This is a genomic window from Streptomyces tropicalis (assembly GCF_029269835.1).
GTDB classification, from domain to species: Bacteria; Actinomycetota; Actinomycetes; order Streptomycetales; family Streptomycetaceae; genus Streptomyces; species Streptomyces tropicalis.
In genome coordinates this window covers 207,700-231,197 of the sequence record NZ_JARJBB010000002.1, presented here as the reverse complement: position 1 = coordinate 231,197, position 23,498 = coordinate 207,700, and the positions used below count along the sequence as shown (strand labels likewise).

The following is a 23,498-nucleotide window of genomic DNA, read 5'->3' as shown; positions in this document are numbered from 1 at the left end:
TTCCTCGGCTGGTAAGGCCACCGGTTCTTTCCGGCGGCGCGGCTGCCCGACAACACCACCCAGCCTAGACACCGCGGGCGGATCGGGCCTCGGTGCTCCGCCGACACGGCGCCTGGGGCAGGATGGGTGCCACCTGGTACGTACGCGTCATTCGCGCCCGTATGGAAGACAACCGCTGGAGACGCCCGGTGAGTTCCCCAGATCCACAGGTTCGCGCAGCGCGAAACCTCGAAAGCAGCCCCGCCGTGCGCGGCCCCGTCGTCGCGGTCACCGGCGCGGCGGGCGGTGTCGGCGCCCTGCTCACCGAGCGGCTGGCCGCCAACGAGGAGATCAAGCAGGTCATCGCCATCGACGAGCGGCGCGGGGAGTGCGCAGCGGCGCAGTGGCACATCCTCGACGTCCGCGATCCGGTCATCGCGGACAAATTGCGCGGGGCGGACGTCGTGGTGCATCTCGCGCTCGACCTGGACCTGGAGACCGACGCGGCGGCCCGCACGGCCTACAACGTCCGCGGCACGCAGACCGTGCTGACCGCCGCCGCGGCGGCGGGGGTGCACCGCGTGGTGCTGTGCACGTCCGCGATGGTCTACGGCGCGCTGCCGGACAACGAGCTGCCGCTGTCCGAGGACGCCGAGCTGCGGGCCACGGCCGAGGCGACCGGGGTCGGCGACCTGCTGGAGATCGAGCGCCTCGCGCGGCGCGCTCCCCGGGCGCATCCCGGGCTCAATGTCACCGTCGTCCGGCCCGCCGTCCTGGTCGGCGGCACGGACACGGCGCTGACCAGGTACTTCGAGTCGCCGCGCCTGCTCGTCGTGGCCGGCTCCCGGCCCGCGTGGCAGTTCTGCCACGTCGAGGACTTGTGCGGGGCGCTCGAGTACGCCGTGCTGGAGAAGGTCGACGGGGAGCTCGCCGTCGGCTGCGACGGCTGGCTGGAGCAGGAGGAGGTCGAGGAGCTCAGCGGGATCCGCCGCATGGAGCTGCCGTCGGCGGTGGCGCTGGGGGCGGCGGCGCGGCTGCACCGGATCGGCCTCACCCCCTCCCCGGCCGGCGACCTCGCCTACACCATGTACCCGTGGGTGGTCAGCGGCAGCCGGCTGCACGACGCCGGCTGGCGGCCCGGATGGACCAACGAGGAGGTCCTCGCGGAGCTGCTGGACGAGGTCTCCGGACGGCACACGGTCGCCGGCCGCCGGCTGGGGCGCAAGGACGCGACGGCCGCGGGCGCGGCGGGCGCGACGGTGGCGCTGCTGGGCGCGGCCGCGGTGGTGCGCCGGGCCCGGAAGGCCCGCCGCCGGATCTGACCCGCCGGTCTCGTGCCCGGATCTGACCCGCCGGTCTCGTGCAGCGGGGCGGCCGGGCGCACCTGCAGGAGGCTCCAGGACCGCACGCGCGCGTGCCGGGTGAAAACGGGTGTTCCCCGCGGTCGCGCGCGTGCGGCACGATGGGGGGCATGGCATCCACCAACGACCACCCCGGGGAGCGGGCCGCCGAGGACCCGATCAGGCTGATCGCGGTCCGGGAGACCCCCCTGTCCCTGGACGAGGTCTTCCGGGCGGTCGGGGACGACGCCGCCGGCGGGATCGCCCTCTTCGTGGGCACCGTGCGCAACCACGACGGAGGCGCCGACGTCGCCGCCCTCGGCTACTCCTGCCACCCGAGTGCCGGGGACGAGATGCGGCGGGTCGCCGAGAAGGTCGCCGCGGAGTACCCGGTGCGGGCGCTGGCGGCCGTACACCGGGTGGGGGACCTCGGGGTCGGGGACCTCGCCGTCGTGGTGGCGGTGTCCTGCCCGCACCGGGCCGAGGCGTTCGAGGCCTGCCGGAAGCTGATCGACGACCTCAAGCACGAGGTGCCGATCTGGAAGCACCAGTCGTTCTCCGACGGCACCGAGGAGTGGGTGGGCGCCTGCTGATCGCGCCCCCCGCGTGCCGTTCCGCGCCGCCCCACTCCTCCGCTCCGCCCCGGCTTGCGTAACCGCACCCCTGCCGTGAGCGTTGTCAGTGCAGATGGTTAATCTGCTGATCAGTCAGTCGCGGTCGCTCATGGGGTTGGGAGGTCGGCATGGCGGCGCTCATCTGGTTGCTGATTCCGCTGATGGCGGCGATAGGCGCCGGTCTGTGGGGCAGTTGGGCGAACCGGACCCGCAAGGTCCGCGGCGACGGCCCCGAACTCGACGGGTATGCCCGCTTCCGTGAAGCCATGGAGCGCTCCCGCCCCAGTACGTGACCGAGGTGGCGGCCCTGACGGTGCGCTGACAGGTCCGTCCCGTACTGTCGAGGCATGCCACGCCGCACCGCGACGATGCTCGCCTCCACCCTCATGCTGATCGCGCTCCTGTGCGCGGGCGTCTTCCTGCCCGTGCCGTACGCGGAGATGAGCCCGGGACCGACGGTCAACACCCTCGGGGAGCACGAGGGCGAGCCGGTGCTGCAGATCGCGGGCCGCAAGACGTACCCGACGGACGGCCACCTGAACATGACCACCGTCCGGGTCACCAGCGCCGACTACCGGATGAACCTGGTGGAGGCCGTCTACGGCTGGCTGTCCCACGACAACAAGGTCGTCCCGCACGACACGCTCTACCCGGACGGCAAGACCGAGGAGCAGTCCACCCAGGAGAACGCCGAGGAGTTCAGCCAGTCCCAGGAGAGCGCCAAGGTCGCCGCCCTGAAGGAGCTGGGCGTCCCGGTGACGTCCTGGGTGATCGTCTCCACCGTCGTCAAGGACACCCCCGCGCAGGGCAGGCTGCACGCCGGCGACGTGATCAAGGCCGTGGACGGCACCCCGGTCAAGCAGCCGTCGGACGTCGCCAAGCTGGTCACCCGGCACAAGGCCGGCCAGGACGTGGTCTTCACGATCGTGCCGGCCGCCGAGCAGGCCGCCGCCGAGAAGGCGCACACGAAGACCACCACGACCAAGAAGGTCACGATCACCACGGAGCAGTCCGCCGACGCCGGCGCCAAGCGCGCCATCGTCGGCATCTCCGCGGGCACCGACCACACGTTCCCGTTCACGATCGACATCAAGCTCGCCGACGTCGGCGGTCCCAGCGCCGGCCTGATGTTCTCCCTCGGCATCTACGACAAGCTCACGCCCGGAAGCCTGACCGGCGGGAAGTTCGTCGCCGGCACCGGCACGATCGACGACGACGGCAAGGTCGGGCCGATCGGCGGCATCGACATGAAGACGGTCGGCGCGCGCGACAAGGGCGCCCAGTACTTCCTGACGCCCGCGGACAACTGCGCCGCCGCCGCCAAGGACACCCCCGCCGGCCTCACCCTGGTCAAGGTGGGCACCATCGGCGACGCGCTCGGCGCCCTGAAGGACATCCGCACCGGAAGGACGGCCGACCTGCCGAAGTGCACGGCCAAGGGCTGAGCGGAACAGGCCGAGGGCGTCCCCGCCGCGGCGGGGACGCCCTCGGTGCGTGCAGGGACGGTCCGGCTCAGTCCTCGAAGGTCGCCCGGAGGGCGTCCGCCAGCCCCGGCACCAGGTCGGGGCCCGTCAGCACCTCGGTGGGGGAGTCCTTCTCCCTCAGCCGCACGGCGGACTCCCGCGCTCCGTCGCGCAGCACCGCGACGGTCATCCGGACCTCCTGGCGCTCGGGGTGCTCGGCCACCCAACGGGCCAGCTTCGGGCCGTCCAGGCCCTGCGGGACCTGTGCCTCGGCGGACGGAGGCAGCATCAGGCGCTCCACGGTCAGGGCGCACCCGGCCACCGCGTCGGGCCAGGCGATCGTGCCGAGGAACTCGTCGAGCGGCCGGCCCGCCGGGATCTCGTCCTGCTCGACGGGGGTGAGACCGGAGGTCTCCTGCTCGTCCCCGAGGCCGAGCTGCTTGGCGAGGGCGGGTTCCTGGACCCGCAGCCGGGCGGTGTCTACGAGGGCGAAGAGGCGGGCGGGCTGGTCCCAGCCGAGGCCGGAGGCGTACTCGTCGATCTCGAGCACGGCCCGGGTGAGGGGGCTCGCTGCCATGGGAGTGTTGGACATGGTCACAATCCTGCCTCGTTACCGGCCGGAATCGGGAACCGAGTAAACCGTGAGTAAGTTGCATAGGTGTGGGCCCGCGATCACGGGGGCCCACCGGACGGTCCACGGCGACGGGGGCCCGACGCAACGACAGTGATTCGAGACCGACTTTCGAGGTGCGCACCTTGGCTTTCCAGATGCCCGACCGCGGCGGGGGCCCGACGGGACCGCGGATCAGAGTGGGCCGCCCGTCCCGGCGCGCCAGGACCCTGCTGACGACGCTCGGGGTCCTGGCCGTCCTGGGCATGGCGTTCACCATGTTCGCGGGCTTCTGGACGGACTGGCTGTGGTACCGCTCCGTGCACTACTCGTCCGTGTTCACGACCACCCTGTGGACCAAGATCGGGCTGTTCGCCGTCTTCGGCCTGCTGATGGCGGCCGCGGTCGGCTTCAACATCTGGCTGGCGCACCGTATGCGGCCCCCGCTGAGCGCGATGTCCACGGAGCAGCAGAGCCTGGACCGGTACCGCATGGGCATCGCGCCTTTCAAACGGTGGCTGCTGTGCGGGATCACCGCGCTGGTGGGCCTGGTCGCGGGCGCCTCGGCCGCGAGCCAGTGGCGCACCTGGCTGATGTGGGTCAACGGCGTGCCCTTCCACCAGCAGGACCCGCAGTTCCACCTCGACGTCTCCTTCTACGCCTTCGACCTGCCCTGGTACCGGTTCCTGATCGGCTTCGGCTTCGCCGCCACGATCCTGTCCCTGATCGCGGCCGCGCTCACGCACTACCTGTACGGCGGGCTGCGCGTGACCAGCCCCGGCGCGCGCGCCACGTCCGCGGCGACCGGGCACCTGTCGGTGCTGCTCGGCGTCTTCGTGGCCCTGAAGGCGGTGGCGTACTGGCTCGACCGGTACGGGCTCGCGGTGAAGTCCAGCGACTTCAAGGCCGCCGGCAACTGGACGGGCCTGCGGTACGTCGACGCCAACGCCTACCTGCCCGCCAAGACCATCCTCTTCTGCATCGCCGTCATCTGCGCGCTGCTGTTCTTCGCGGCCCTGTGGCGGCGCACCTGGCAGCTGCCCGTGATCGGCTTCGGCCTGATGGTGCTGTCGGCGGTCCTCATCGGCGGCCTCTACCCGGCGATCGTCCAGAAGTTCCAGGTCCAGCCGAACGAGCAGGCCAAGGAGGCCCCGTACGTCGCCAAGAACATCAAGGCGACGCGTGAGGCGTACGGCATCGACGACACCAAGGTGTCCGAGTACGCCGGCGAGAGCGCCACCAAGGACAGGACGAAGCTGCGCGACGACGTCGACTCGGCGGCCAGCATCCGCATCCTCGACCCGAACATCGTCTCGCCCACGTTCCAGCAGCTCCAGCAGATGCGGAACTACTACACCTTCCCCAACAACCTGGACGTCGACCGCTACACGAAGGACGGCAAGGTCCAGGACACGGTGGTCGGCCTGCGCGAGCTGAACCTCGCGGGCATCCCGAAGAAGAACTGGATCAACAACCACTTCCGGTACACGCACGGCTACGGCGTGGTCGCGGCCAAGGGCACGGAGGCGGACGCCAACGGCCGGCCCGTCTTCACCGAGTCCGACCTGCCCTCCACCGGGCAGCTCGGGACGTACCAGCAGCGGGTCTACTACGGCGAGAAGACCACCACCTACTCCATCGTCGGCGGTCCCCAGAAGGAGATCGACTACTCCGACGACAACGGCGAGAAGACCACCAGCTACCGGGAGAAGAGCGGCGTCAGCCTCTCCAGTCCGGTCAACCGCGCCGCGTACGCGGTGGCCCTCGGGGAGCCGCAGATCCTCTACTCCGGTGCGATCGGAGAGGGCTCGCGGATCCTGTACAACCGCACCCCCAAGGAGCGTGTCGAGGCGGTCGCCCCGTGGCTGACCATCGACGGCGACGCCTACCCCGCGGTGGTCGACGGCCGGATCCAGTGGATCGTCGACGCCTACACGACGACGAACGGCTATCCGTACGCCTCCCGCACCACCCTGGGCGACACCACGGCCGACTCGCTGACGTACAACAACAACCAGCGCGCGGTCGTCGCCCAGCAGAACCAGGTCAACTACATCCGCAACTCGGTCAAGGCCACCGTCGACGCCTACACCGGACAGGTCAAGCTCTACCAGTGGGACACCGAGGACCCCGTCCTGAAGACCTGGATGAAGGCGTTCCCCGGCACGGTGCATCCCAAGGGCGCCATCTCGCCGGAGCTGATGGCCCATCTCCGGTACCCGCAGGACCTGTTCAAGGTCCAGCGCGAGTTGCTCACCCGCTACCACGTGCAGGACGCGCAGACCTTCCTCAGCGGCAGCGAGGTGTGGCAGGTGCCGAACGACCCGACGAACAAGTCGGGCAACGCGGTGCCGCCGTACTACCTGACCATGAAGATGCCCGACCAGACGGCCCAGGCGTTCTCGCTGACGACCACCTTCACCCCGAACGGCCGGGACAACCTCAGCTCCTTCATGGCCGTCGACTCGCAGGCCGGCACCCGGGACTACGGCCAGATCAGAGTCCTCAAGCTGCCGACGAGCAAGACCGTCGACGGGCCGAAGCAGGTGCAGAGCCAGTTCAACTCGAACTCGCAGCAGAACATCGCCGAGTTCGTCCGCCTCATCCGGGGCGGCGACTCCGAGATCGAGTACGGCAACCTGCTGACGGTCCCGCTCGACGGAGGACTGCTCTACGTGGAGCCGGTCTACGTACGCGGCGGTGGACTCAAGTACCCGCTGCTGCGCAAGGTGCTGGTCACCTACGGCGGCAGCACGGCCTTCGAGGACACCCTCGGCAAGGCGCTCGACGCGGTGTTCGGCGCGGAGGGGCCGCCCGCGGACACCGGCACGGGCCGACCACCCTCCGCGGGCAACCCGACCGCCGAACAGGCCCTGCAGGACGCCCAGAAGGCGTTCGACGACGGTCAGGCGGCCCTGAAGAAGGGCGACTGGCAGGCGTACGGCCAGGCCCAGCAGGACCTCCAGGACGCGCTCAAGCGGGCCCAGCAGGCGCAGTCCCGGGCGGACAGGACCGCGGGAGGCAGCGGGGGCAGTGCCGGCAAGGGCGGTGGGACCCCCTCGGCCACCCCGGCCCCGGGCCGCAGCCCGGGTGCCGCACCGAGCGGCGGCTGAACCGCGCCGACCGGCCGGGCCGCCGGCCGGCGGCGCGCAGGGCCCGGATCCCCGAGGGGATCCGGGCCCTCCGCTTGTGCGAACGGATGTGCCGACCTGCCGAGCGGCCGCGCCGGTGTGGGGAGTTGGGCCATCTGTGTTTGACTTGTCTCTCTGTGGGCATGTCGACAAAACGCTGAAGTGACCTCGATGGCTGCGGTATACCAGGTGTACCCGGGTTGCGGGTGGTGCGACGATGGACGTTATGGGGGACAAGGCAACTCTGTTCGAGACAGGGCGATTTGTGCAGCCTTCCGATCCTGACGAGATCGGGGGCGAGAACCGGGACGAGACCGGTGAGGCCGCCGACGAGGCCGCCGAGGAGGTGCGCCGTCGGCTCGCCGCCGAGGCCGGCGACGTCGAGGCCATGAGCGTGCTCGGCGCCATGCTGCTGCGCCGGGGCGACCTCGACGCGGCCGAGCCGCACCTGCGGGCCGCCACCGCCGCGGGCGACCGGGCCGCGGCCAACAACCTGGGGGTCCTCCTGCACTCCCGCGGCTACGCCGACGAGGCCGCGGGATGGTGGCGGATCGCCGCCGTCGCCGGCTCGGCGGCGGCGGCGCACGCGCTCGGCCGGCACCACCGCGAGCGCGGCGACGAGCCGGCCGCGGAGTACTGGCTGCGCCAGTCCGCCCAGCAGGGCCACGTGCTGGGCGCCTACGCGCTCGCCGACCTCCTGGAGCACCGCGGGGACGCCGGCGCCGAGCGCTGGCTGCGGGTGGCCGCCGAGTGCGGGCACCGCGAGGCCGCGTACCGGCTGGCCCGGGAGCTGGACCGCAGGGCCGCGGGGGACTGCGAAGGTGACAACGGTGTCGGCCGCGCCGAGGAGGCCGAGCAGTGGTACCGGCAGGCCGCCGCGCGCGGCCACCGGCAGGCCGCGCTGCACCTCGGCACGATCCTGGAGCGGCGCGGCGACCTCAAGGAGGCCGGGCGCTGGTACCTGACCTCCGCCAAGGACGGCGAGGCGCGGGCCGCCTGCGCGCTCGGCTTCCTGCTCCGCGACGCCGGGGACGGCGACAGCGCCGCCGTGTGGTGGCTGCGGGCCGCCCAGGACGGCGACGGCAACGCGGCGAACGCACTGGGCGCGCTGCACGCCGAGCGCGGCGAGACGCAGACCGCCGAGCGCTGGTACCGGGCCGCCCTGGACGCGGGCGACGTGAACGGCGCCCACAACCTCGGGCTGCTCTGCGCCGAGCAGGGCCGGACCGGCCAGGCCGAGCAGTGGTACCGGCGGGCGGCCTACGCGGGCCACCGCGAGGCGGCGAACGCGCTCGCGATCCTGCTGCTCCAGGGCGCGGACACGGCGGGCGCCGAGCCGTGGTTCTCCAAGGCCGCGGAGGCGGGCAGCGTCGACGCCGCGTTCAACCTCGGGATCCTCCACGCCGGGCGGGGCGCGGACGCCGAGGCGCTGCGGTGGTACGAGCGGGCGGCCGCGTCCGGCCACACCGAGGCGGCGCTCCAGGTGGGCATGGCCCGGTTGCACGAGGGCGACGAGCGCGAGGCCGAGCGGCATCTGCGGTGCGCGGCCGGCGGCGGGAGCGCGGAGGCCGCGTACCGGCTGGCGGCCGTGCTCGACGCCCGCCGCCCGCCGGTGCCCGCCCATGAGCTCGGCGAGTCCGCGGTGCACGAGAAGACCGAGTGCGAGGAGTGGTACGAGCGGGCGGCCTCCCAGGGGCACCGGCGGGCCCAGGTGCGCGTGGGCATGCTGGCCGCGGCCCGGGGGGACGTCGTCGAGGCGGCGCGGTGGTACCGGGAGGCGGCGGAGGCCGGCTCCCGCAACGGCGCGTTCAACCTCGGGCTGCTGCTCGCACGCGAGGGCAGCGAGCCGGAGGCCGCCGTGTGGTGGACGCGGGCCGCCGAGGCCGGACACGGCCGCGCGGCGCTGCGTCTGGCCCTCGTGTACGCCCGGCGCGGCGAGCTGTCCGAGGGGCAGCGGTGGGCCGACCAGGCGGTGCGGCTCGGCCCGGCCGAGGTCGCGGAGCGCGCGGCACGCCTGCGGGACGCCCTCAAGGAGGAGCTGTCGGCGTAGCGCCGGCTCCCGCGGACGGTCCCCGGGGAAGCGATTTGCATCCCGCGCCGACGATCACGTAGTGTTCCATCTGTCGACGCGGGGTGGAGCAGCTCGGTAGCTCGCTGGGCTCATAACCCAGAGGTCGCAGGTTCAAATCCTGTCCCCGCTACTGAAGGCCGAGGGCCGGAATCCGAAAGGGTTCCGGCCCTCGGTCGTTCCCGGCGTCCTCCATGCCCGTGCCGGAGTCGCCCCCGTCCGCACGCAGCGTGGACGGGCCGCGCACAGCACGGAACCCCGGCTCCTCGCGGGTGCCGGGGTTCTTCGTCGGAGCCGGGGGTGGTGGCCCGCTAGGCCGAGGCGCAGTCCGGGCACAGGCCGCGGTAGGTGACCTCGACGTCCGAGACGCTGAAGCCGAAGCGCTCCGAGTCGGGGAGGTCCGTGAGCGGGTCGCCCGTCGGGTGGACGTCACGGATCGCGCCGCAGCGTGCGCAGACCAGGTGGTGGTGCGGCCGGTGCGCGTTCGGGTCGTAGCGCTTGGCGCGCCGGTCGGTGGAGACCTCGAGGACCTCGCCCAGCGAGACCAGCTCGCCCAGCGTGTTGTACACGGTCGCCCGGGAGATCTCGGGCAGCTTGGCGGCGGCCCGGGAATGGACCTCGTCGGCCGTCAGATGGACGTGGTCGCCGTCGAGGACCTCGGCCACCACGCGCCGCTGCGCGGTCATGCGCCATCCGCGTCCACGCAGCCGTTCCAGAAGGTCACTCATGCCGTCCAGACTAGCAGGAGGCGGGTCAGATCCCGAACGGGTGTGATTTTGGAGAACGCCTCGAATTAGACACGATCCATGTCGATCCGGGTCGTGTTCCGGGCGGGCCGGAGCCCGTGGTGGGGCCCGGCCCGCCCGGCCGGTCAGAGGGTCGCCCGGCCGGTCAGAGGGCCGCCGCGGCGGCCGGCCGGTGGGCCGGGGCCCAGCAGCGGATGACGTCGCGGACCGAGACGATGCCCGCCGGCTCGTCCCGGTCGAGGACGACGAGATGGCGGAAGCCGCCGTGCGTCATCGCGCGGGCCGCCTCCTCCAGGGTCCAGGAGGGGGAGGCGAAGACGACCTCGGTGGTGGTGTGGGCGTGGACGTGCTCCCGGTCCGGGTCCTGGCCCAGCCCGACGGAGTTGAGGATGTCGCGTTCGGTGAGGATGCCGATGCCGCCGGCGTCGGGGTCGAGCACCACGGCCGCGCCGACGCGGCGTGCGGACATCAGGGCGGCTGCCTGGCGGAGGGTGTGTGCGGGGCCGACGGTGAGGATCACCGTGCTCATGGCGTCACGGACGAGCATGGACTGGAGCCACCTCCTACCGGAACCCGCGCACGCGGGCGTGTGGCCGCACGTGCGCGGATTCACAAGTTCACAAGTGAGGGAACTCTCAGAGTCGCAGGAACCTCAGACCTCAACAAGAGGGCGCGCGTGGCCGGCCGGGGGCGCGCGACGCACGGGTGTACCGCTCAGCGGCGCCCCGAGTACCGCTCAGCGGTGCGTGCCGAGCGCGGCCAGCAGTTCGTCGTGGAGGAGGCCGTTCGACGCGGCCGCGTTGCCGCTGTGCGGGCCCGGCCGTCCGTCGAGGCCGGTGAAGGTGCCGCCCGCCTCCGTGACCACGATCGCGTTCGCGGCCATGTCCCACAGCGACAGCTCCGGCTCGGCGCAGAGGTCCACGGACCCCTCGGCGACCATCATGTACGGCCAGAAGTCCCCGTAGGCGCGGGTGCGCCACACCTGTCGGCTCAGGTCCAGGAAGTCGTCGAGCCGGCCCCGCTCCTCCCAGCCGCCGAGCGAGGAGTACGCGAAGGAGGCGTCCGCCATCCGCGCGACACGGGACACGTGCAGGCGGGAGGCCTGCGACAGGCTGCGCCCCGCGAAGGCGCCGTGGCCCTTGGCGGCCCACCAGCGGCGGCCCAGCGCCGGCGCCGACACCACGCCCACGACCGGCTGGTAGCCGCCCGCGCCGGCCTCCATCAGCGCGATCAGCGTCGCCCACACGGGGACCCCGCGGACGTAGTTCTTGGTGCCGTCGATCGGGTCGACGACCCAGCGGCGGGGGCCGGTGCCCTCGACGCCGTACTCCTCGCCGAGGACGGCGTCGCGGGGGCGGGCGCGCTGCAGATGACCGCGGATGATCTCCTCCGCCGCCTTGTCCGCCTCGCTCACCGGAGTCATGTCCGGCTTGGTCTCCACCTTGAGGTCGAGGGCCTTGAAGCGGTCCATGGTCGCGGCGTCGGCGGCGTCCGCGAGGACATGGGCCAGACGCAGGTCGTCGAGGTAGTCGGGCATGTGACGAACCGTATCCGCCCCGGTCCGGGCAGGGCCACACCGGGCCGCCGCCCGCGCGTGCGGACCGCCCGCGCTCCACCGCGCCCGCGAACCCTTGACAGTGCTGCCGGGCGCGTCAAATCTGGGCGCAGAGCCGCTCGCCCGGGGAGGCGATGATGCCTGCAGCGCGGGAATCCCTGCTGGACGCCGCCCGCACGGCGCTGGTACGCCGCCCGTGGTCCGCCGTGCGCATGGTGGAGGTGGCGGCCGCGGCCGGGGTCTCCCGGCAGACGCTCTACAACGAGTTCGGCAGCAAGGAGGGCCTGGGCCGCGCCCTGGTGCGCCGGGAGGCCGACGCCTATCTCGCCGGCGTCGAGCGCGCCCTCGCCGCCCCCGTCGACCCCGGGGAGCGGCTCGTCGCGGCGGCCGAGTGGACCACGGCGGCCGCCCGGGACAACGCGCTGGTCCGGGCCGCGCTCACCGGCTGCTGGAGCGCGCGGATGCCGGCCCCCACGCTGTCGGCGGTGCCGTCGGCCGCCGCCGCGGTTCCCGCGCAGCGCCGGGCGGACGGACCGCTGCCGTCGCCCACCGACCTCGTGGCGCTGGTCCGTGACCGCGCCGTGGCCCACCTGGCCGGGGCGGGCGGGTCCGGGGCGGACACCGCCGACCTGGCCCGCACCTGCGAGCTGGTGGTCCGGCTGGCCCTGTCGTGCGTGGCGGCCCCGCCGCCCGGCGAGGGCGGGGTGGCCGAGCTGGTGCGCGGCACGCTGCACCGGCGGCCGGTCTGAGCGGTCCGGGCAGTCCGTGCGGGCGGGGCCGGTCCGGTCAGTGCGCGGAGCCGGACAGCTGGAGACCGATCACGCCCATGATCACCAGGCTGATCGAGACGATCTTCAGCGTGGACACCAGGTCGCCGAGGAAGACCATGCCGTAGATGGCCGTGCCCGCCGCCCCGATGCCGGTCCACACCGCGTAGGCGGGGCCGACGTCGAGCTTCTTGAGGGAGAGGGTGAGCAGGCCGAAGCTGCCGAGGGCGAAGCAGGCGAAGGCGACCGTCGGCCAGAACCGCGTGAAGCCGTGGGACAGCTTCAGGCAGACCGCGAAGCCGGTCTCCAGGATCCCGGCCACGATGACCAGCAGCCACGCCATGTGCTGTCCTCCCGTACGTCCGCGACCCGTGACCGCTGCGCCGGGCCGGGCGGGCAGGCCTGATCGGGCTCCGTGCGATTATGCACTTGCCGGGCGCGGACCCCGACAAACAACGCGGAGGTCAGTCGCCCTCCTTGCGCTCCCGGGTGGCCAGCAGCCGGCGCAGCGAGTAGAGGCGCGCGGGGTCCGCACGGCCCTCGGCGACCCACTCGTCCAGCGCGCAGTCCGGCTCGTCGTGGCCGCACGCCCGGGGGCAGCCCTCGGTGCCCGGCTCCAGGTCCGGGAAGGCGTGGATGACCCGGGACGGGTCGATGTGGGCGAGGCCGAAGGACCGGACGCCCGGCGTGTCGACGACCCAGCCGCCGTCGGCCGCGGCGCCGCCGAGCGGGAGCGCGAGGGCCGAGGTGGTGGTGTGCCGGCCGCGGCCCGTCACCGCGTTCACATGGCCCGTCGTCCGCCGCCGGTCCTCGGGCACCAGCGCGTTGACCAGGGTCGTCTTGCCGACGCCGGAGTGGCCGACGAAGGCGGTGACCTGGCCGGTGAGATGCTCGCGGACCCGGTCCGCGGCGCCGCCGCTCGCCAGCTCCTCGCGGCTGGTGACGACGTAGGGGATGTCCAGGTCGCCGTAGAGCTCCAGGAGCTTGTCCGGCGGGGCCAGGTCCGACTTGGTCAGCACCAGCAGCGGGGTGAGGCCGCCGTCGTAGGCGGCCACCAGGCAGCGGTCGATCAGGCGCGGCCGCGGCTCGGGGTCGGCGAGCGCGGTGACCACGGCGAGCTGGTCGGCGTTGGCGACGACGACGCGCTCGTAGGGGTCGTCGTCGTCCGCGGTGCGGCGCAGGACCGACGTCCGCTCCTCGATGCGCACGATGCGCGCGAGGGTGTCCTTGTCCCCGGACAGGTCGCCGACCAGGGCGACCCGGTCGCCCACGACGGCCGCCTTGCGGCCCAGCTCGCGGGCCTTCATCGCCATCACCGTGCGGCCGTCGACCAGGCAGGTCAGCCGGCCCCGGTCGACGGTGAGCACCATGCCCTCGGCAGCGTCCTCGTGCTTGGGGCGGATGTGGGTGCGGGGCCGGTTGCCGCGGCGGTTGGGGCGGCTGCGGATGTCGTCCTCGTCGGTGTGCTTGCCGTAGCGGCGCATGGCGTCGGTCCTATGCCCCGAGCATCCCGGCCCACAGCTCCGGGAAGTCCGGGAGCGTCTTGGCCGTCGTCGCCACGTTCTCGATGCGGACGCCGTCGACCGCCAGGCCGATGATCGCGCCGGCGGTCGCCATGCGGTGGTCCTCGTACGTGTGGAAGACCCCGCCGTGCAGGGGCCGCGGGCGGATGTGCAGGCCGTCGGCGGTCTCGGTGACGTCGCCGCCGAGCTCGTTGATCTCCTTGGTCAGCGCGGCCAGCCGGTCCGTCTCGTGCAGCCGCAGGTGGGCCACGCCCCGCAGGGTGGAGGGGGAGTCCGCGAGCGCGGCGACCGCCGCGATGCCCGGGGTCAGCTCGCCGACCTCGCTCAGGTCCACGTCGATGCCGTGCACCGCGCCCGAGCCGGTGAACTCCAGCCCCCGCTCGGACAGTTCGCAGGAACCGCCCATCTCGGTGAAGATCTGCCGCAGCCGGTCACCCGGCTGGGTCGTCCGCGCCGGCCAGTCCGGGACGACCACCCGGCCGCCGGTGACCAGGGCCGCCGCCAGGAACGGCTGCGCGTTGGACAGGTCCGGCTCCACGGTGAGGTCCCGGCCGAGCAGGGCACCGGGCGTGACCCGCCACACGTCCGGCTCGCCGCCCGACTCCGGGGTGTCCACCTGGGCGCCGACCGCGCGCAGCATGTCGACCGTCATCCGGATGTGCGGCATCGACGGCAGCGCCGAGCCGACGTGGTGGACCTCCACCCCCTGGTTGAAGCGCGGACCGGACAGCAGCAGGGCGCTGACGAACTGCGACGAGGAGGAGGCGTCGACGTCGACGCGGCCGCCCTCCAGGGCGCCGCCGCCGTGCACGGTCAGCGGCAGCGCGCCGCGGCCGTCGTCGTCGATCCGCGCACCGAGGTCGCGCAGCGCGTCGATCACACCGTGCAGCGGCCGCTCGTACGACCGAGGGTCGCCGTCGAAGCGGACGGGGCCGTCGGCCAGCGCGGCGACCGGCGGAAGGAAGCGCATGACCGTGCCCGCGTTGCCGACGTCGACCGTCGCCGGGCCGTGCAGGCCGGCCGGGATCACCCGCCAGGCCTCGCCGGATCCGCCCGGACCGGAGGAGCTGGAGGACACCGTCTCCTCGATGCCGACACCCATGGCCCGCAGGGCGCCCGCCATCAGCAGCGTGTCCCGGGAGCGCAGCGGACGGCGCAGCCAGCCCGGCTCGGAGGCGAGCGCGGCGAGCACCAGGGCGCGGTTGGTGACCGACTTGGACCCGGGCACGTGGACCGTCGCGTCGACGGCTCCGCTCGCGTGGGGGGCGGGCCAGAGGGCGGTGTGTGCGGGGTTTACGGTCATGGACCCACTTTAGTGGCAGGCGGCGACCGGAAATCCTGGCCCGCGGGCCCTGCACCGTGCGGGAACGCGGCCCCGGTGCCCCGTTCCGCTGGGGCCCTCACCCCTGGAGCAGCCAGCGGCCCCCGCCGATCAGCGAGCACAGCGACACCGTGTGGAACAGGAACAGCCACAGCGCCGCCGGGACGTTCGTCAGGCGCGACAGCTGGTCCGCGTCGGAGTCGCCGGCGCCCCCGCGGGCCCGCTTGGCCTGGAGCTCGAACGCCGGCCGCACCCCGCCCAGCAGCAGGAACCACACCACCGCGTACGCGAACGCCGCCTGCACCTGCGGCCCGGTCTGCCACGAAACCAGCACGAAGGTGCCGCCGGCCACCAGCACGGTCAGCGCCCCGTAGGCATTGCGGATCATCATCAGCATCGCCACCAGGAGTGCCGTGGCCAGCCACAGCAGCAGCGTGGTGCGGCCCGCGGACAGCAGGGCCGCGCCGCCGAGGCCGAGCAGCGGGGGAGCGGTGTAGCCGGCCGCCGCGGTCAGGATCATGCCGATCCCGTGCGGCTTGCCGCGGCTGACCGTCAGGCCGCTGGTGTCGGAGTGCAGGCGTATGCCGGTGAGGGTGCGGCCGGTGAGCAGGGCCACCAGCCCGTGGCCGCCCTCGTGGGCGATCGTGATCGCGTTGCGCGAGATCCGCCACAGCGTGTGCGGCACGACGACGACGAGCGCGGCGACCATGGTGGCGATCACCACCCACAGGGCGGGGGCGGGCTGGGTGCCGGTGAGGCGGTCCCATATGCCGGGCAGCGCTGTCGAGGCGAGGCTGTCCATGGATGCGAGTGGCTCCCTCGGGTCGGGTGAAGTCTGGCAGTGTTGCATGCATGTGCGGACGGTATGCAGCGAGTCGCGGACCAGAGGATCTCGCGGACGTCTTCGGGATCGGGACGGGGGGCCCCGTGTCGTCCCCGTCGCAGGGGGGAGCGGGGGAGCGGGAGCCCGAGGAGACCCTCGCGCCCGACTGGAACGTGGCTCCGACCAAGGAGGTCCACGTCGTCGTGGACCGCCCCCTGAAGGACGCCGGCGACGGCAGCCCGGTTCGCCGGCTGCGCACCCTGCGCTGGGGCCTGGTGCCGTCCTGGGCGAAGTCCCCCGAGGGCGCCGCCCGGATGATCAACGCGCGCGCGGAGACCGTGCACGAGAAGCCGGCCTACCGCCGTGCCTTCGCCGCCCGGCGCTGCATCGTGCCCGCCGACGGCTACTACGAGTGGGTCACCGGCACCCGGGAGCGGGAGCTGGAGGTCGAGGGCCGGCGCAAGCGGCCGCGCAAGCAGCCGTACTTCGTGACCCCGGCCGACGGCTCGGTCTTCGCGATGGCCGGGCTCTACGAGTTCTGGCGCGACCGCACCCTGCCCGACGACCACCCGCGGGCCTGGTGGGTGACCTGCTCGGTGATCACGACCGAGGCGGAGACGGCACCGCTGGCCGTCGCGCCCGCCGACGGCCCGCGCGCACTCGCCGACATCCACCCGCGGATGCCGCTGATGCTCACCCCGGACCGCTGGGACGCCTGGCTGGACCCGGCGCGCACGGACCCCGCGGAACTGCGCGCGCTGCTCGCCCCGCCACCCGAGGGCCTGATGCGCGCCTACCCGGTCGGCACGGCCGTCAGCAACGTCCGCAACAACGGCCCGGAGCTGCTGAAGGAGCTGGAGGCCCCGGAGGAGGGCACACTCTTCTGATGTGACGGACGTGACACCCGGGACCAGCGAGACCGTCGAGACCGACGCCGGCACCGCCCGCCTCACCTGGCACCGGGCGGACCGGGCCCGTCTGGTGCTGGCCCTCGGCCACGGTGCCGGCGGGGGCGTGGCGGCCCGGGACCTCCAGGCCCTGGCCCGCGAGCTGCCCCGGCACGGCGTGACCGTGGCCCTCGTCGAGCAGCCCTGGCGGGTCGCCGGGAAGAAGGTCGCCCCGGCGCCGAAGACCCTGGACACCGGCTGGCGCGGGCTGTGGCCCGCGCTGACCGCGCCGGGGCCGCCGGTCGTCGCCGGCGGCCGCAGCGCGGGTGCCCGGGTGGCCTGCCGCACCGCCTCCGAGCTGGGCGCGCACGCCGTCCTGGCCCTGTCGTTCCCGCTGCACCCGCCGGGCCGGCCCGAGCGGTCCCGGGCCGGGGAACTGCTCGGCTCCGGGGTGCCCACCCTCGTCGTCCAGGGCGGGAACGACCCGTTCGGGAAGCCGGAGGAGTTCCCCGCGGGCCCCCACGAGCTGATCGAGGTGCCCGGCGGCGACCACGGCTTCGCGGTCCCCAAGCGGGGCGCGCTCACCCAGGAGCAGGCCCTCGTCGTCATCACCGACGGCGTCGCCCAGTGGAGCGCGTCACTCGGGTGACGGGCGGGAATGCCGGAACCCCGGCCGCTGTTGGAGCTGACACAAGCGCCGGTGACCGGCGCCGCACGTCCGAGGAGAGGAAGTCCGCCGCATGGGTTCGACCATCTGCCCGCCCTCCCACCACCCCGTGGACGGGCTGCGTCCGGCAGAGATCGATGCGCGCCGCAGCGGCCGCGCCGACCTGGACTGGACCGTGCTGCACACGGCCAGGGCCACCGCTTTTCGGGCGGCGGACGGACCGGATCGTCGTCTATCCTCCGAAACGAGCGGGACCGCTGTCGGCGGCCCTGCGACATCGCTTGAGGAGGTGGGTCCGGTTCCCGGTACCGACGCAGGGACCGACAACGGCCAGGCGGAGCAGCCCGAGGGCCGGGGCACGGGCGCGGAGACGACCGCGGAGCGCAGCGCGCGCTTCGAGCGGGACGCGCTCGAATTCCTGGACCAGATGTACTCGGCCGCGCTGCGGATGACCCGCAACCCCGCCGACGCCGAGGACCTGGTGCAGGAGACCTACGCCAAGGCGTACGCGTCCTTCCACCAGTTCCGCGAGGGCACCAACCTGAAGGCCTGGCTCTACCGGATCCTCACCAACACCTTCATCAACTCGTACCGCAAGAAGCAGCGTGAACCCCAGCGCAGCGCGGCCGAGGAGATCGAGGACTGGCAGCTCGCCCGCGCCGAGTCGCACATGTCGACCGGACTGCGCTCCGCGGAGTCGCAGGCGCTGGACCACCTGCCCGACTCGGACGTGAAGGAGGCCCTCCAGGCGATCCCCGAGGAATTCCGCATCGCCGTGTATCTGGCGGACGTGGAGGGCTTTGCGTACAAGGAGATCGCGGACATCATGGGGACACCCATCGGTACGGTGATGTCCCGGCTGCACCGGGGCCGCCGGCAACTGCGCGGCATGCTCGAGGACTACGCCCGCGAGCGGGGCCTGGTCCCGGCAGGCGCCGGGGAGTCGGACGAGGCGAAAGGGTCGGGCTCATGAGCTGCGGAGAGCCGCACGAGACGGACTGCAGTGAGGTACTCGATCACCTCTACGAGTTCCTCGACAGTGAGATGCCGGACCTGGACCGCTCCAAGTTCCAGCAGCACTTCGAGGAGTGCTCGCCGTGCCTGGAGAAGTACGGCCTGGAGCAGGCCGTGAAGAAGCTCGTGAAGCGGTGCTGCGGTCACGACGACGTCCCGTCCGACCTGCGCGCCAAGGTGATGGGCCGGATCGACCTGATCCGCTCCGGCCAGATTCCCGAGCGCGACGCGGCCGCCGCGCCGGTGACTCCGTCGGAGTCCTGACCGGACGCCTCGACCGGGCACCCTGACGGGGCGTCCTTACGGGACGGCGTCCGCCCGCGCCCGGCGTCCGTGCCGCTCCCGCTCGGACTCCACCGGATTTTCAGCGGGATTTCACTCGAATGTGCTAATTGGCGGGCAGCCCGCCCGCAGGTGCCCCGGTGCCTCCTACGCTCCCCAGCCGTGGACAGGCATGACCGGGGAGGGCCGTCATGGAGGCGATTCCGCCACGGGCGCGCGCATGCGTCGCCTGCGTGGTCCTCGGCGCCCTGCTCTGTCTGCTCCCCCTGCCGTCGCTGCACACCCCCTGGTGGGCGGTCCTCCTGCTCGCCGCGGTGTACGCCGCCGGCGAGGAGGTCGCCCGGCGGCGCTTCGGCGGCACCTTCTACCCCGTGCTGCTCGCCGCGGCCTTCCTGCTCCCGCCGCCCGCCGCCGCGCTCGTCCCCCTGCCGGCCGCCGCGCTCGTCCGGGCCGGACGGCGGCCCGAGGGACTGCGGCGGACCTGGCGGGCCGCCCAGCTCGCCGTAGCCGTCTGGGCGGCCGCCCGCGTCCACTGGGCCTGCGGCGGCCGCGACGCCGTCGTGCGCTCCGACGTCGCCCGCGCCCTGCTGCCCGCCGGGGCCGCGGTATTGGCGTTCTGCCTCGTCCTCACCGTGCTCGACGGCTGCATGCGCGCGGCGGCGCCGGCCGGGCGGCCGGACGCTCCGGTGCCGCGCGGCACCGCCCCCCTGAGGGCCTGGCGCGGCCTCTTCCTGCGCTCGCTCGCCCCGGTCGCGGTGCACGGGCTCGCCGGGCTGATGATGGCCGTCCTGTGGCGCAGTCCCTACGGGCCGGTCGCCGCCCTGCTGGTGCTGCTGCCGATGGGCGTGTCCTGGTGGGTGTACGCCCAGTACCACCGGGAGCGGGCCGCGCACCGGGCGACCATCCGCGCACTGGTCCAGGCCGTCGACATCAAGGACGGGTACACCCGCGGCCACAGCGAGCGGGTCGGCCAGGCCTCCATGATGATCGCCCGCGAACTCGGCCTGGACGACGAGCGCGTCGAGGTGCTCCGCTTCGCCGGGATCCTGCACGACGTCGGCAAGCTCGGCGTCCCCACCCGGCTGCTGCGCAAGGACGGCCCGCTGACCCCCGAGGAGCGGCGGGTGATCGAACTCCACCCCGAGTACGGCCACGAGATGGTCCGCGGCATCTCCTTCCTCGGCGAGGCCCGGTCGGCGATCCTGCACCACCACGAGCGCCTCGACGGCAGCGGCTACCCGTACGGACTGACGGGCCTGCAGATCCCGGAGTGTGCGCGCGTGGTGGCCGTCGCCGACGCCTTCGACGCGATGACCTCCACCCGCTCCTACCGCAGGGCGCGCCCGGTCGGCGCCGCGCTCGCGGAACTGGAGCGGTGCGCCGGGGCGCAGTTCGACCCGCGGATGGTCGCCGCGCTGGTCCGTGCCCTGGACCGCGACGGCTGGCACCCTGCGGTCACCGCCGGGGACGGGTCGGCCGCGGTGCCCCCGCCGCCCGTGCCGGGCCCGCAGGAGGCGCGGCGATGAGACCGCCCTCCCTCACGGTCCTCATCCGCGGTTCCGCCCTGCTGGTCGCCCTCGCCGCGGTCGCCGCCACCCTGCTCGACGGGCTCCACGAGCGCGGCGCCGCACTCGCCTTCGGACTGCTGGTGCTGCTCGGGGAGCTCACCCGGTGGACGGGGGAGGGCGTCCGGGAGGCCGCGCCGCTCGGGGCCGCCGGGGCGCTGTCGTACGCGCTGCTCGGCGAGGACGCCGGGCGGCCCACCCACCACGGTCCCCTCCAGGCCGTCGCGGTCGTGCTGGCCGTCTCCCTGCTCGGCAGCGTCCCGCACATCGCGCGCGGCCACCGCCGCGTGCCGGACCACCTGGCGCGCCGGACCCTCACCGTCGCCTTCGCCGCCGTCTGCTTCCAACCCCTCTGCGCCGGGGGGACCTTCCGCGCCGGGGGCGGTTCCGCCCATGCGCTGCTGCTGCTCGCCCTGCTGGTGCTCACCGTCCTGTGCGACGCCGTGCTCGGCGCGGCGCTGGCCCACTGCCGCACCCGCTGGCCGTTCGGCCCGCTGCTGCGGGAGGAACTGCGCGGACTGCCCGGCGTCGGCTCCGCGGTCTGCGCGACCGGCGCGGTGATGGCCCTGGCGGTCGCCGTCGTCGGGCTGTGGGCGCTGCCCGTGTTCTCGCTGCCCCTGCTGCTGACCCAGTTGTCCTTCCGCCGGTACGCCGCCGTGCGCACCACCTACCGGCAGACCATGGCGTCCCTGGCGCGCGCCACCGAGGTCGCCGGGTACACGCCGGCCGGGCACGCCCGCCGGGTCGCCGCGCTGAGCCGGGCGGTCGGGCGGGACCTGGGGCTCGCCGAGCCGGAGCTGACCGTGCTGGAGTACGCCGCGCTGATGCACGACATCGGGCAGCTCAGCCTGGTCGACCCGGTGCCGGCCGGAGCCACCTCCGGGCTGCCCGCCGAGGAGCAGCGCCGGATCGCGCTGCTCGGCGGGGCCGTGGTCCGCCAGACCGGGGTGGACGCGGCCGTGGCCGTGGTCGTCGAGCGGCAGGCGGACCCCTACCCGGACCAGCCGCCGGCGGCGCGGATCGTGCGCGCGGTGAACGCCTACGAGGAGAAGTCCCGGGATGCGGGTCCCGGCGGTGCGCTGGCCGCCCTGGAGGCACTGCGGCTGGCCACCGCGGGCGACTACGCCCCCGACGTGGTGGAATCGCTGGCCCGGGTACTCTCGCGGGACTGTCTGACCTTGCCGGCAACGGGGTAACCCATGGGTAATGAGCGCCCTTCCAACCGTACGTGGTTGGATGCGAAGGAAAGGGTGTCCGGGGGCACAAGCCAGCCCACAGAACGGAACTGGCAGGCGGGAATCGTGAGGATCTTCGGCAAGGGACGGCACCGGCCCTCCGCCTCGTGGCGGCAGGCCACCGACCGCGCGTTCACCCTGATCGGGGACGGCCGGTACGAGGACGCGGGCGCACTGCTGACGCGCGCCGCCGACCTGGAGCCCTGGCTGGCGGAGTCCTGGTTCAACCTGGCGCTGCTGCACAAGTTCCGGCACGACTGGGAGCAGGCCCGGGCGGCGGGGCTGCGGGCCGTGGCGCTGCTGGAGAAGGAGACCGGGGCGCCCGACTGGTGGAACGTCGGCATCGCGGCCACCGCGCTGCAGGACTGGCCGCTGGCCCGGCGCGCCTGGCAGGCCTACGGCCTGCGGCCGCCCGGCGGTGCGGCCGCGTCCGGGGAGCCCTCCGGCATGGAGCTGGGAAGCGCGGCCGTGCGCCTGTCGCCGGAGGGCGAGGCCGAGGTCGTGTGGGGGCGCCGGCTGGACCCCGCGCGGATCGAGGTGCTGTCCATCCCGCTGCCCTCGTCGGGGCGGCGCTGGGGGGAGGTCGTGCTGCACGACGGCGTGCCCCACGGGGAGCGGACCACCGCCGCCGGGCACACCTACCCCGTCTTCGACGAGATCGAGCTGTGGGCCCCGTCGCCCGTGCCGACCTGGGTGGTGCTCCTGGAGGCCGCCACCGAGGCGGACCGGGACGCACTGGAGCAGCTCGCCGCCGACGCGGGCTTCGCCGCCGAGGACTGGTCGTCCTCCGTGCGGCTGCTGTGCCGGATGTGCTCGGAGTCACGGATGCCGTCCGACGAGGGCGACGGCGTGCACCTGGATCCGCACGACCACAGCGAGCCGGGACACCCCGGTCCGCTGGGCCACCGCACCGACGGGCAGCTGTGGGTGCCGGAGCGGGAGTGCGGACTGGCGGCGCCGGCCGCGCTGGTGCGGGGGCTGCTGGACGGGTGGGTGGCGGACAGCCCCGACTCGCGGGACTGGCGGGATCTCGAGGAGGTCTGTTAGCGGAGCCGGGGCCGCGCGGCCGCCCGCGCGCTGTTCCGCGCGCCCGGGCAGGCCAGGCCCCCGTACCCTGTAACCGCATCACACCCCTGTTTTTCCGAGGAAGGCACACGTCGGTCATGGCGCAGCAGGACACCGATCAGCAGCACGCGGGCGTGCTCCCCGTCGACGACGAGGGCTTCGTCGTCGACACGGAGGACTGCGAGGAGCGCGAGACGGCGTGGCGCGAGGGCGGCACCTCGCGGCCGATCACGGTCGTGGGCAACCCCGTGCTGCACAAGGAGTGCACGGACGTCACCGAGTTCGACGACGAGCTCCGGCAGCTGGTCGCGGACATGTTCGCCAGCCAGCGCACCGCGGAGGGCGTGGGCCTGGCCGCCAACCAGATCGGCGTCGACCGGAAGGTCTTCGTCTACGACTGCCCGGACGACGAGGGCGTGCGGCACGTCGGCGTGATCTGCAACCCGAAGCTCGTCGAACTGCCCGCCGACCGGCGCCGGCTGGACGACAGCAACGAGGGCTGCCTGTCCGTGCCGACGGCCTACGCGCCGCTGGCGCGCCCGGACTACGCCGAGGTGACCGGCCAGGACGAGCGGGGCAACCCGGTGCGGGTGCGCGGCACCGGATACTTCGCCCGGTGTTTGCAGCACGAGACCGACCACCTGTACGGCTACCTCTACATCGACCGGCTGTCCAAGCGCGAGCGCAAGGACGCCCTGCGGCAGATGGCCGAGAACGAGCCGCGCTACCCCGTCGTCGCCAACGACTGAGACACGGGCCGCCCTTCGGGGCGGGAGTACCGCGACCTCACGGCGCCCCGCCGGCATCCCGCCGGCGGGGCGCCGTTCGTGTGTGCGACGCACA

23 protein-coding genes and 1 tRNA gene are annotated in these 23,498 nt (G+C 73.6%); 16 read left to right on the top strand and 8 right to left on the bottom strand.

Going from position 1 to position 23,498, the window contains the following annotated elements:
• Positions 1 to 188: 188 nt before the first annotated feature.
• The 4 genes from P3H78_RS05010 (at position 189) to P3H78_RS04995 (ending at position 3,378) form a co-directional block, all read left to right on the top strand.
• The gene (locus tag P3H78_RS05010) at positions 189 to 1,301 is read left to right on the top strand and encodes an SDR family oxidoreductase (RefSeq protein WP_276107535.1); all 1,113 of its coding nucleotides are present in this window, start codon (positions 189 to 191) and stop codon (positions 1,299 to 1,301) included.
• A gap of 149 nt (positions 1,302 to 1,450) precedes the next feature.
• Positions 1,451 to 1,912: a molybdenum cofactor biosynthesis protein MoaE gene (locus tag P3H78_RS05005; RefSeq protein ID WP_276107534.1), complete on the top strand. Its 462-nt coding sequence runs from the start codon at positions 1,451 to 1,453 to the stop codon at positions 1,910 to 1,912.
• A 149-nt stretch (positions 1,913 to 2,061) separates the two neighbouring features.
• Positions 2,062 to 2,226 carry a hypothetical protein gene (locus P3H78_RS05000; RefSeq protein ID WP_276107533.1) on the top strand — a complete coding sequence of 55 codons (165 nt, stop codon included), beginning with the start codon at positions 2,062 to 2,064 and terminating at the stop codon, positions 2,224 to 2,226.
• Between the two features lie 54 nt (positions 2,227 to 2,280).
• Positions 2,281 to 3,378, top strand: coding sequence for a YlbL family protein (locus P3H78_RS04995; RefSeq protein WP_276107532.1), 1,098 nt, complete (start codon positions 2,281 to 2,283; stop codon positions 3,376 to 3,378).
• Positions 3,379 to 3,445: 67 nt separating this feature from the next.
• On the opposite strand, the gene P3H78_RS04990 is transcribed toward P3H78_RS04995, so the two are convergent.
• Entirely contained in the window at positions 3,446 to 3,988 is a 543-nt protein-coding gene (locus P3H78_RS04990; protein WP_276107531.1) for a PPA1309 family protein, read from the bottom strand.
• 155 nt (positions 3,989 to 4,143) lie between these two features.
• Between P3H78_RS04990 and P3H78_RS04985 the strand changes: the two genes are divergently transcribed.
• The 3 genes from P3H78_RS04985 (at position 4,144) to P3H78_RS04975 (ending at position 9,338) form a co-directional block, all read left to right on the top strand.
• Positions 4,144 to 7,119, top strand: coding sequence for a UPF0182 family membrane protein (locus P3H78_RS04985; protein ID WP_276107530.1), 2,976 nt, complete (start codon positions 4,144 to 4,146; stop codon positions 7,117 to 7,119).
• Between the two features lie 235 nt (positions 7,120 to 7,354).
• Positions 7,355 to 9,187 carry a tetratricopeptide repeat protein gene (locus P3H78_RS04980; protein ID WP_276107529.1) on the top strand — a complete coding sequence of 611 codons (1,833 nt, stop codon included), beginning with the start codon at positions 7,355 to 7,357 and terminating at the stop codon, positions 9,185 to 9,187.
• Between the two features lie 77 nt (positions 9,188 to 9,264).
• Positions 9,265 to 9,338, top strand: a tRNA-Met gene (locus P3H78_RS04975).
• Positions 9,339 to 9,516: 178 nt separating this feature from the next.
• Here P3H78_RS04975 and P3H78_RS04970 read toward each other — a convergent pair.
• The 3 genes from P3H78_RS04970 to hisN all read right to left on the bottom strand — a co-directional run bounded on the left by P3H78_RS04970 (position 9,517) and on the right by hisN (position 11,488).
• A complete protein-coding gene (locus P3H78_RS04970) occupies positions 9,517 to 9,933 on the bottom strand; it encodes a Fur family transcriptional regulator (RefSeq protein ID WP_276107528.1) in 417 nt (138 codons plus the stop codon).
• Between the two features lie 163 nt (positions 9,934 to 10,096).
• Positions 10,097 to 10,498, bottom strand: a complete 402-nt coding sequence (locus tag P3H78_RS04965; protein ID WP_276107527.1) for a CBS domain-containing protein — start codon at positions 10,496 to 10,498, stop codon at positions 10,097 to 10,099.
• 189 nt (positions 10,499 to 10,687) lie between these two features.
• Entirely contained in the window at positions 10,688 to 11,488 is an 801-nt protein-coding gene (gene hisN / locus P3H78_RS04960) for a histidinol-phosphatase (protein ID WP_276107526.1), read from the bottom strand.
• A gap of 152 nt (positions 11,489 to 11,640) precedes the next feature.
• Here hisN and P3H78_RS04955 point away from each other — a divergent pair, with 152 nt between their 5' ends.
• Positions 11,641 to 12,255, top strand: coding sequence for a TetR/AcrR family transcriptional regulator (locus P3H78_RS04955; RefSeq protein ID WP_276107525.1), 615 nt, complete (start codon positions 11,641 to 11,643; stop codon positions 12,253 to 12,255).
• A gap of 37 nt (positions 12,256 to 12,292) precedes the next feature.
• Here P3H78_RS04955 and P3H78_RS04950 read toward each other — a convergent pair whose 3' ends face one another.
• The 4 genes from P3H78_RS04950 to P3H78_RS04935 form a co-directional block, all read right to left on the bottom strand.
• The gene (locus P3H78_RS04950) at positions 12,293 to 12,616 is read right to left on the bottom strand and encodes a DMT family transporter (RefSeq protein ID WP_276107524.1); all 324 of its coding nucleotides are present in this window, start codon (positions 12,614 to 12,616) and stop codon (positions 12,293 to 12,295) included.
• A gap of 121 nt (positions 12,617 to 12,737) precedes the next feature.
• Positions 12,738 to 13,757 carry a ribosome small subunit-dependent GTPase A gene (gene rsgA / locus P3H78_RS04945; RefSeq protein WP_276107523.1) on the bottom strand — a complete coding sequence of 340 codons (1,020 nt, stop codon included), beginning with the start codon at positions 13,755 to 13,757 and terminating at the stop codon, positions 12,738 to 12,740.
• A gap of 10 nt (positions 13,758 to 13,767) precedes the next feature.
• Positions 13,768 to 15,099 carry a 3-phosphoshikimate 1-carboxyvinyltransferase gene (gene aroA, locus P3H78_RS04940; protein ID WP_276107522.1) on the bottom strand — a complete coding sequence of 444 codons (1,332 nt, stop codon included), beginning with the start codon at positions 15,097 to 15,099 and terminating at the stop codon, positions 13,768 to 13,770.
• 97 nt (positions 15,100 to 15,196) lie between these two features.
• Complete coding sequence (locus tag P3H78_RS04935; RefSeq protein WP_276107521.1) at positions 15,197 to 15,919, bottom strand: M50 family metallopeptidase; 723 nt, start codon at positions 15,917 to 15,919, stop codon at positions 15,197 to 15,199.
• Positions 15,920 to 15,969: 50 nt separating this feature from the next.
• On the opposite strand from P3H78_RS04935, the gene P3H78_RS04930 reads away from it, so the two are divergent.
• From P3H78_RS04930 to def, 8 genes are all read left to right on the top strand, one after another.
• Entirely contained in the window at positions 15,970 to 16,827 is an 858-nt protein-coding gene (locus P3H78_RS04930; protein WP_276107520.1) for an SOS response-associated peptidase, read from the top strand.
• A 10-nt stretch (positions 16,828 to 16,837) separates the two neighbouring features.
• A complete protein-coding gene (locus tag P3H78_RS04925) occupies positions 16,838 to 17,476 on the top strand; it encodes an alpha/beta hydrolase family protein (protein ID WP_276107848.1) in 639 nt (212 codons plus the stop codon).
• Positions 17,477 to 17,783: 307 nt separating this feature from the next.
• Positions 17,784 to 18,467 (top strand): RNA polymerase sigma factor SigR, encoded by a 684-nt coding sequence (gene sigR / locus P3H78_RS04920; RefSeq protein ID WP_276107519.1) that lies wholly within the window; start codon positions 17,784 to 17,786, stop codon positions 18,465 to 18,467.
• Positions 18,464 to 18,772, top strand: a complete 309-nt coding sequence (rsrA, locus tag P3H78_RS04915; protein WP_276107518.1) for a mycothiol system anti-sigma-R factor — start codon at positions 18,464 to 18,466, stop codon at positions 18,770 to 18,772. Before sigR ends, rsrA begins: the two co-directional genes overlap by 4 nt.
• A 209-nt stretch (positions 18,773 to 18,981) precedes the next feature.
• Entirely contained in the window at positions 18,982 to 20,316 is a 1,335-nt protein-coding gene (locus tag P3H78_RS04910; RefSeq protein ID WP_276107517.1) for an HD-GYP domain-containing protein, read from the top strand.
• Positions 20,313 to 21,551 carry an HD domain-containing protein gene (locus P3H78_RS04905; protein ID WP_276107516.1) on the top strand — a complete coding sequence of 413 codons (1,239 nt, stop codon included), beginning with the start codon at positions 20,313 to 20,315 and terminating at the stop codon, positions 21,549 to 21,551. The genes P3H78_RS04910 and P3H78_RS04905 overlap by 4 nt, the downstream gene beginning before the upstream one ends.
• 105 nt (positions 21,552 to 21,656) lie before the next feature.
• A complete protein-coding gene (locus P3H78_RS04900) occupies positions 21,657 to 22,637 on the top strand; it encodes a tetratricopeptide repeat protein (protein ID WP_276107515.1) in 981 nt (326 codons plus the stop codon).
• Between the two features lie 116 nt (positions 22,638 to 22,753).
• Positions 22,754 to 23,404, top strand: coding sequence for a peptide deformylase (def, locus tag P3H78_RS04895; RefSeq protein WP_276107514.1), 651 nt, complete (start codon positions 22,754 to 22,756; stop codon positions 23,402 to 23,404).
• Positions 23,405 to 23,498: the final 94 nt, after the last annotated feature.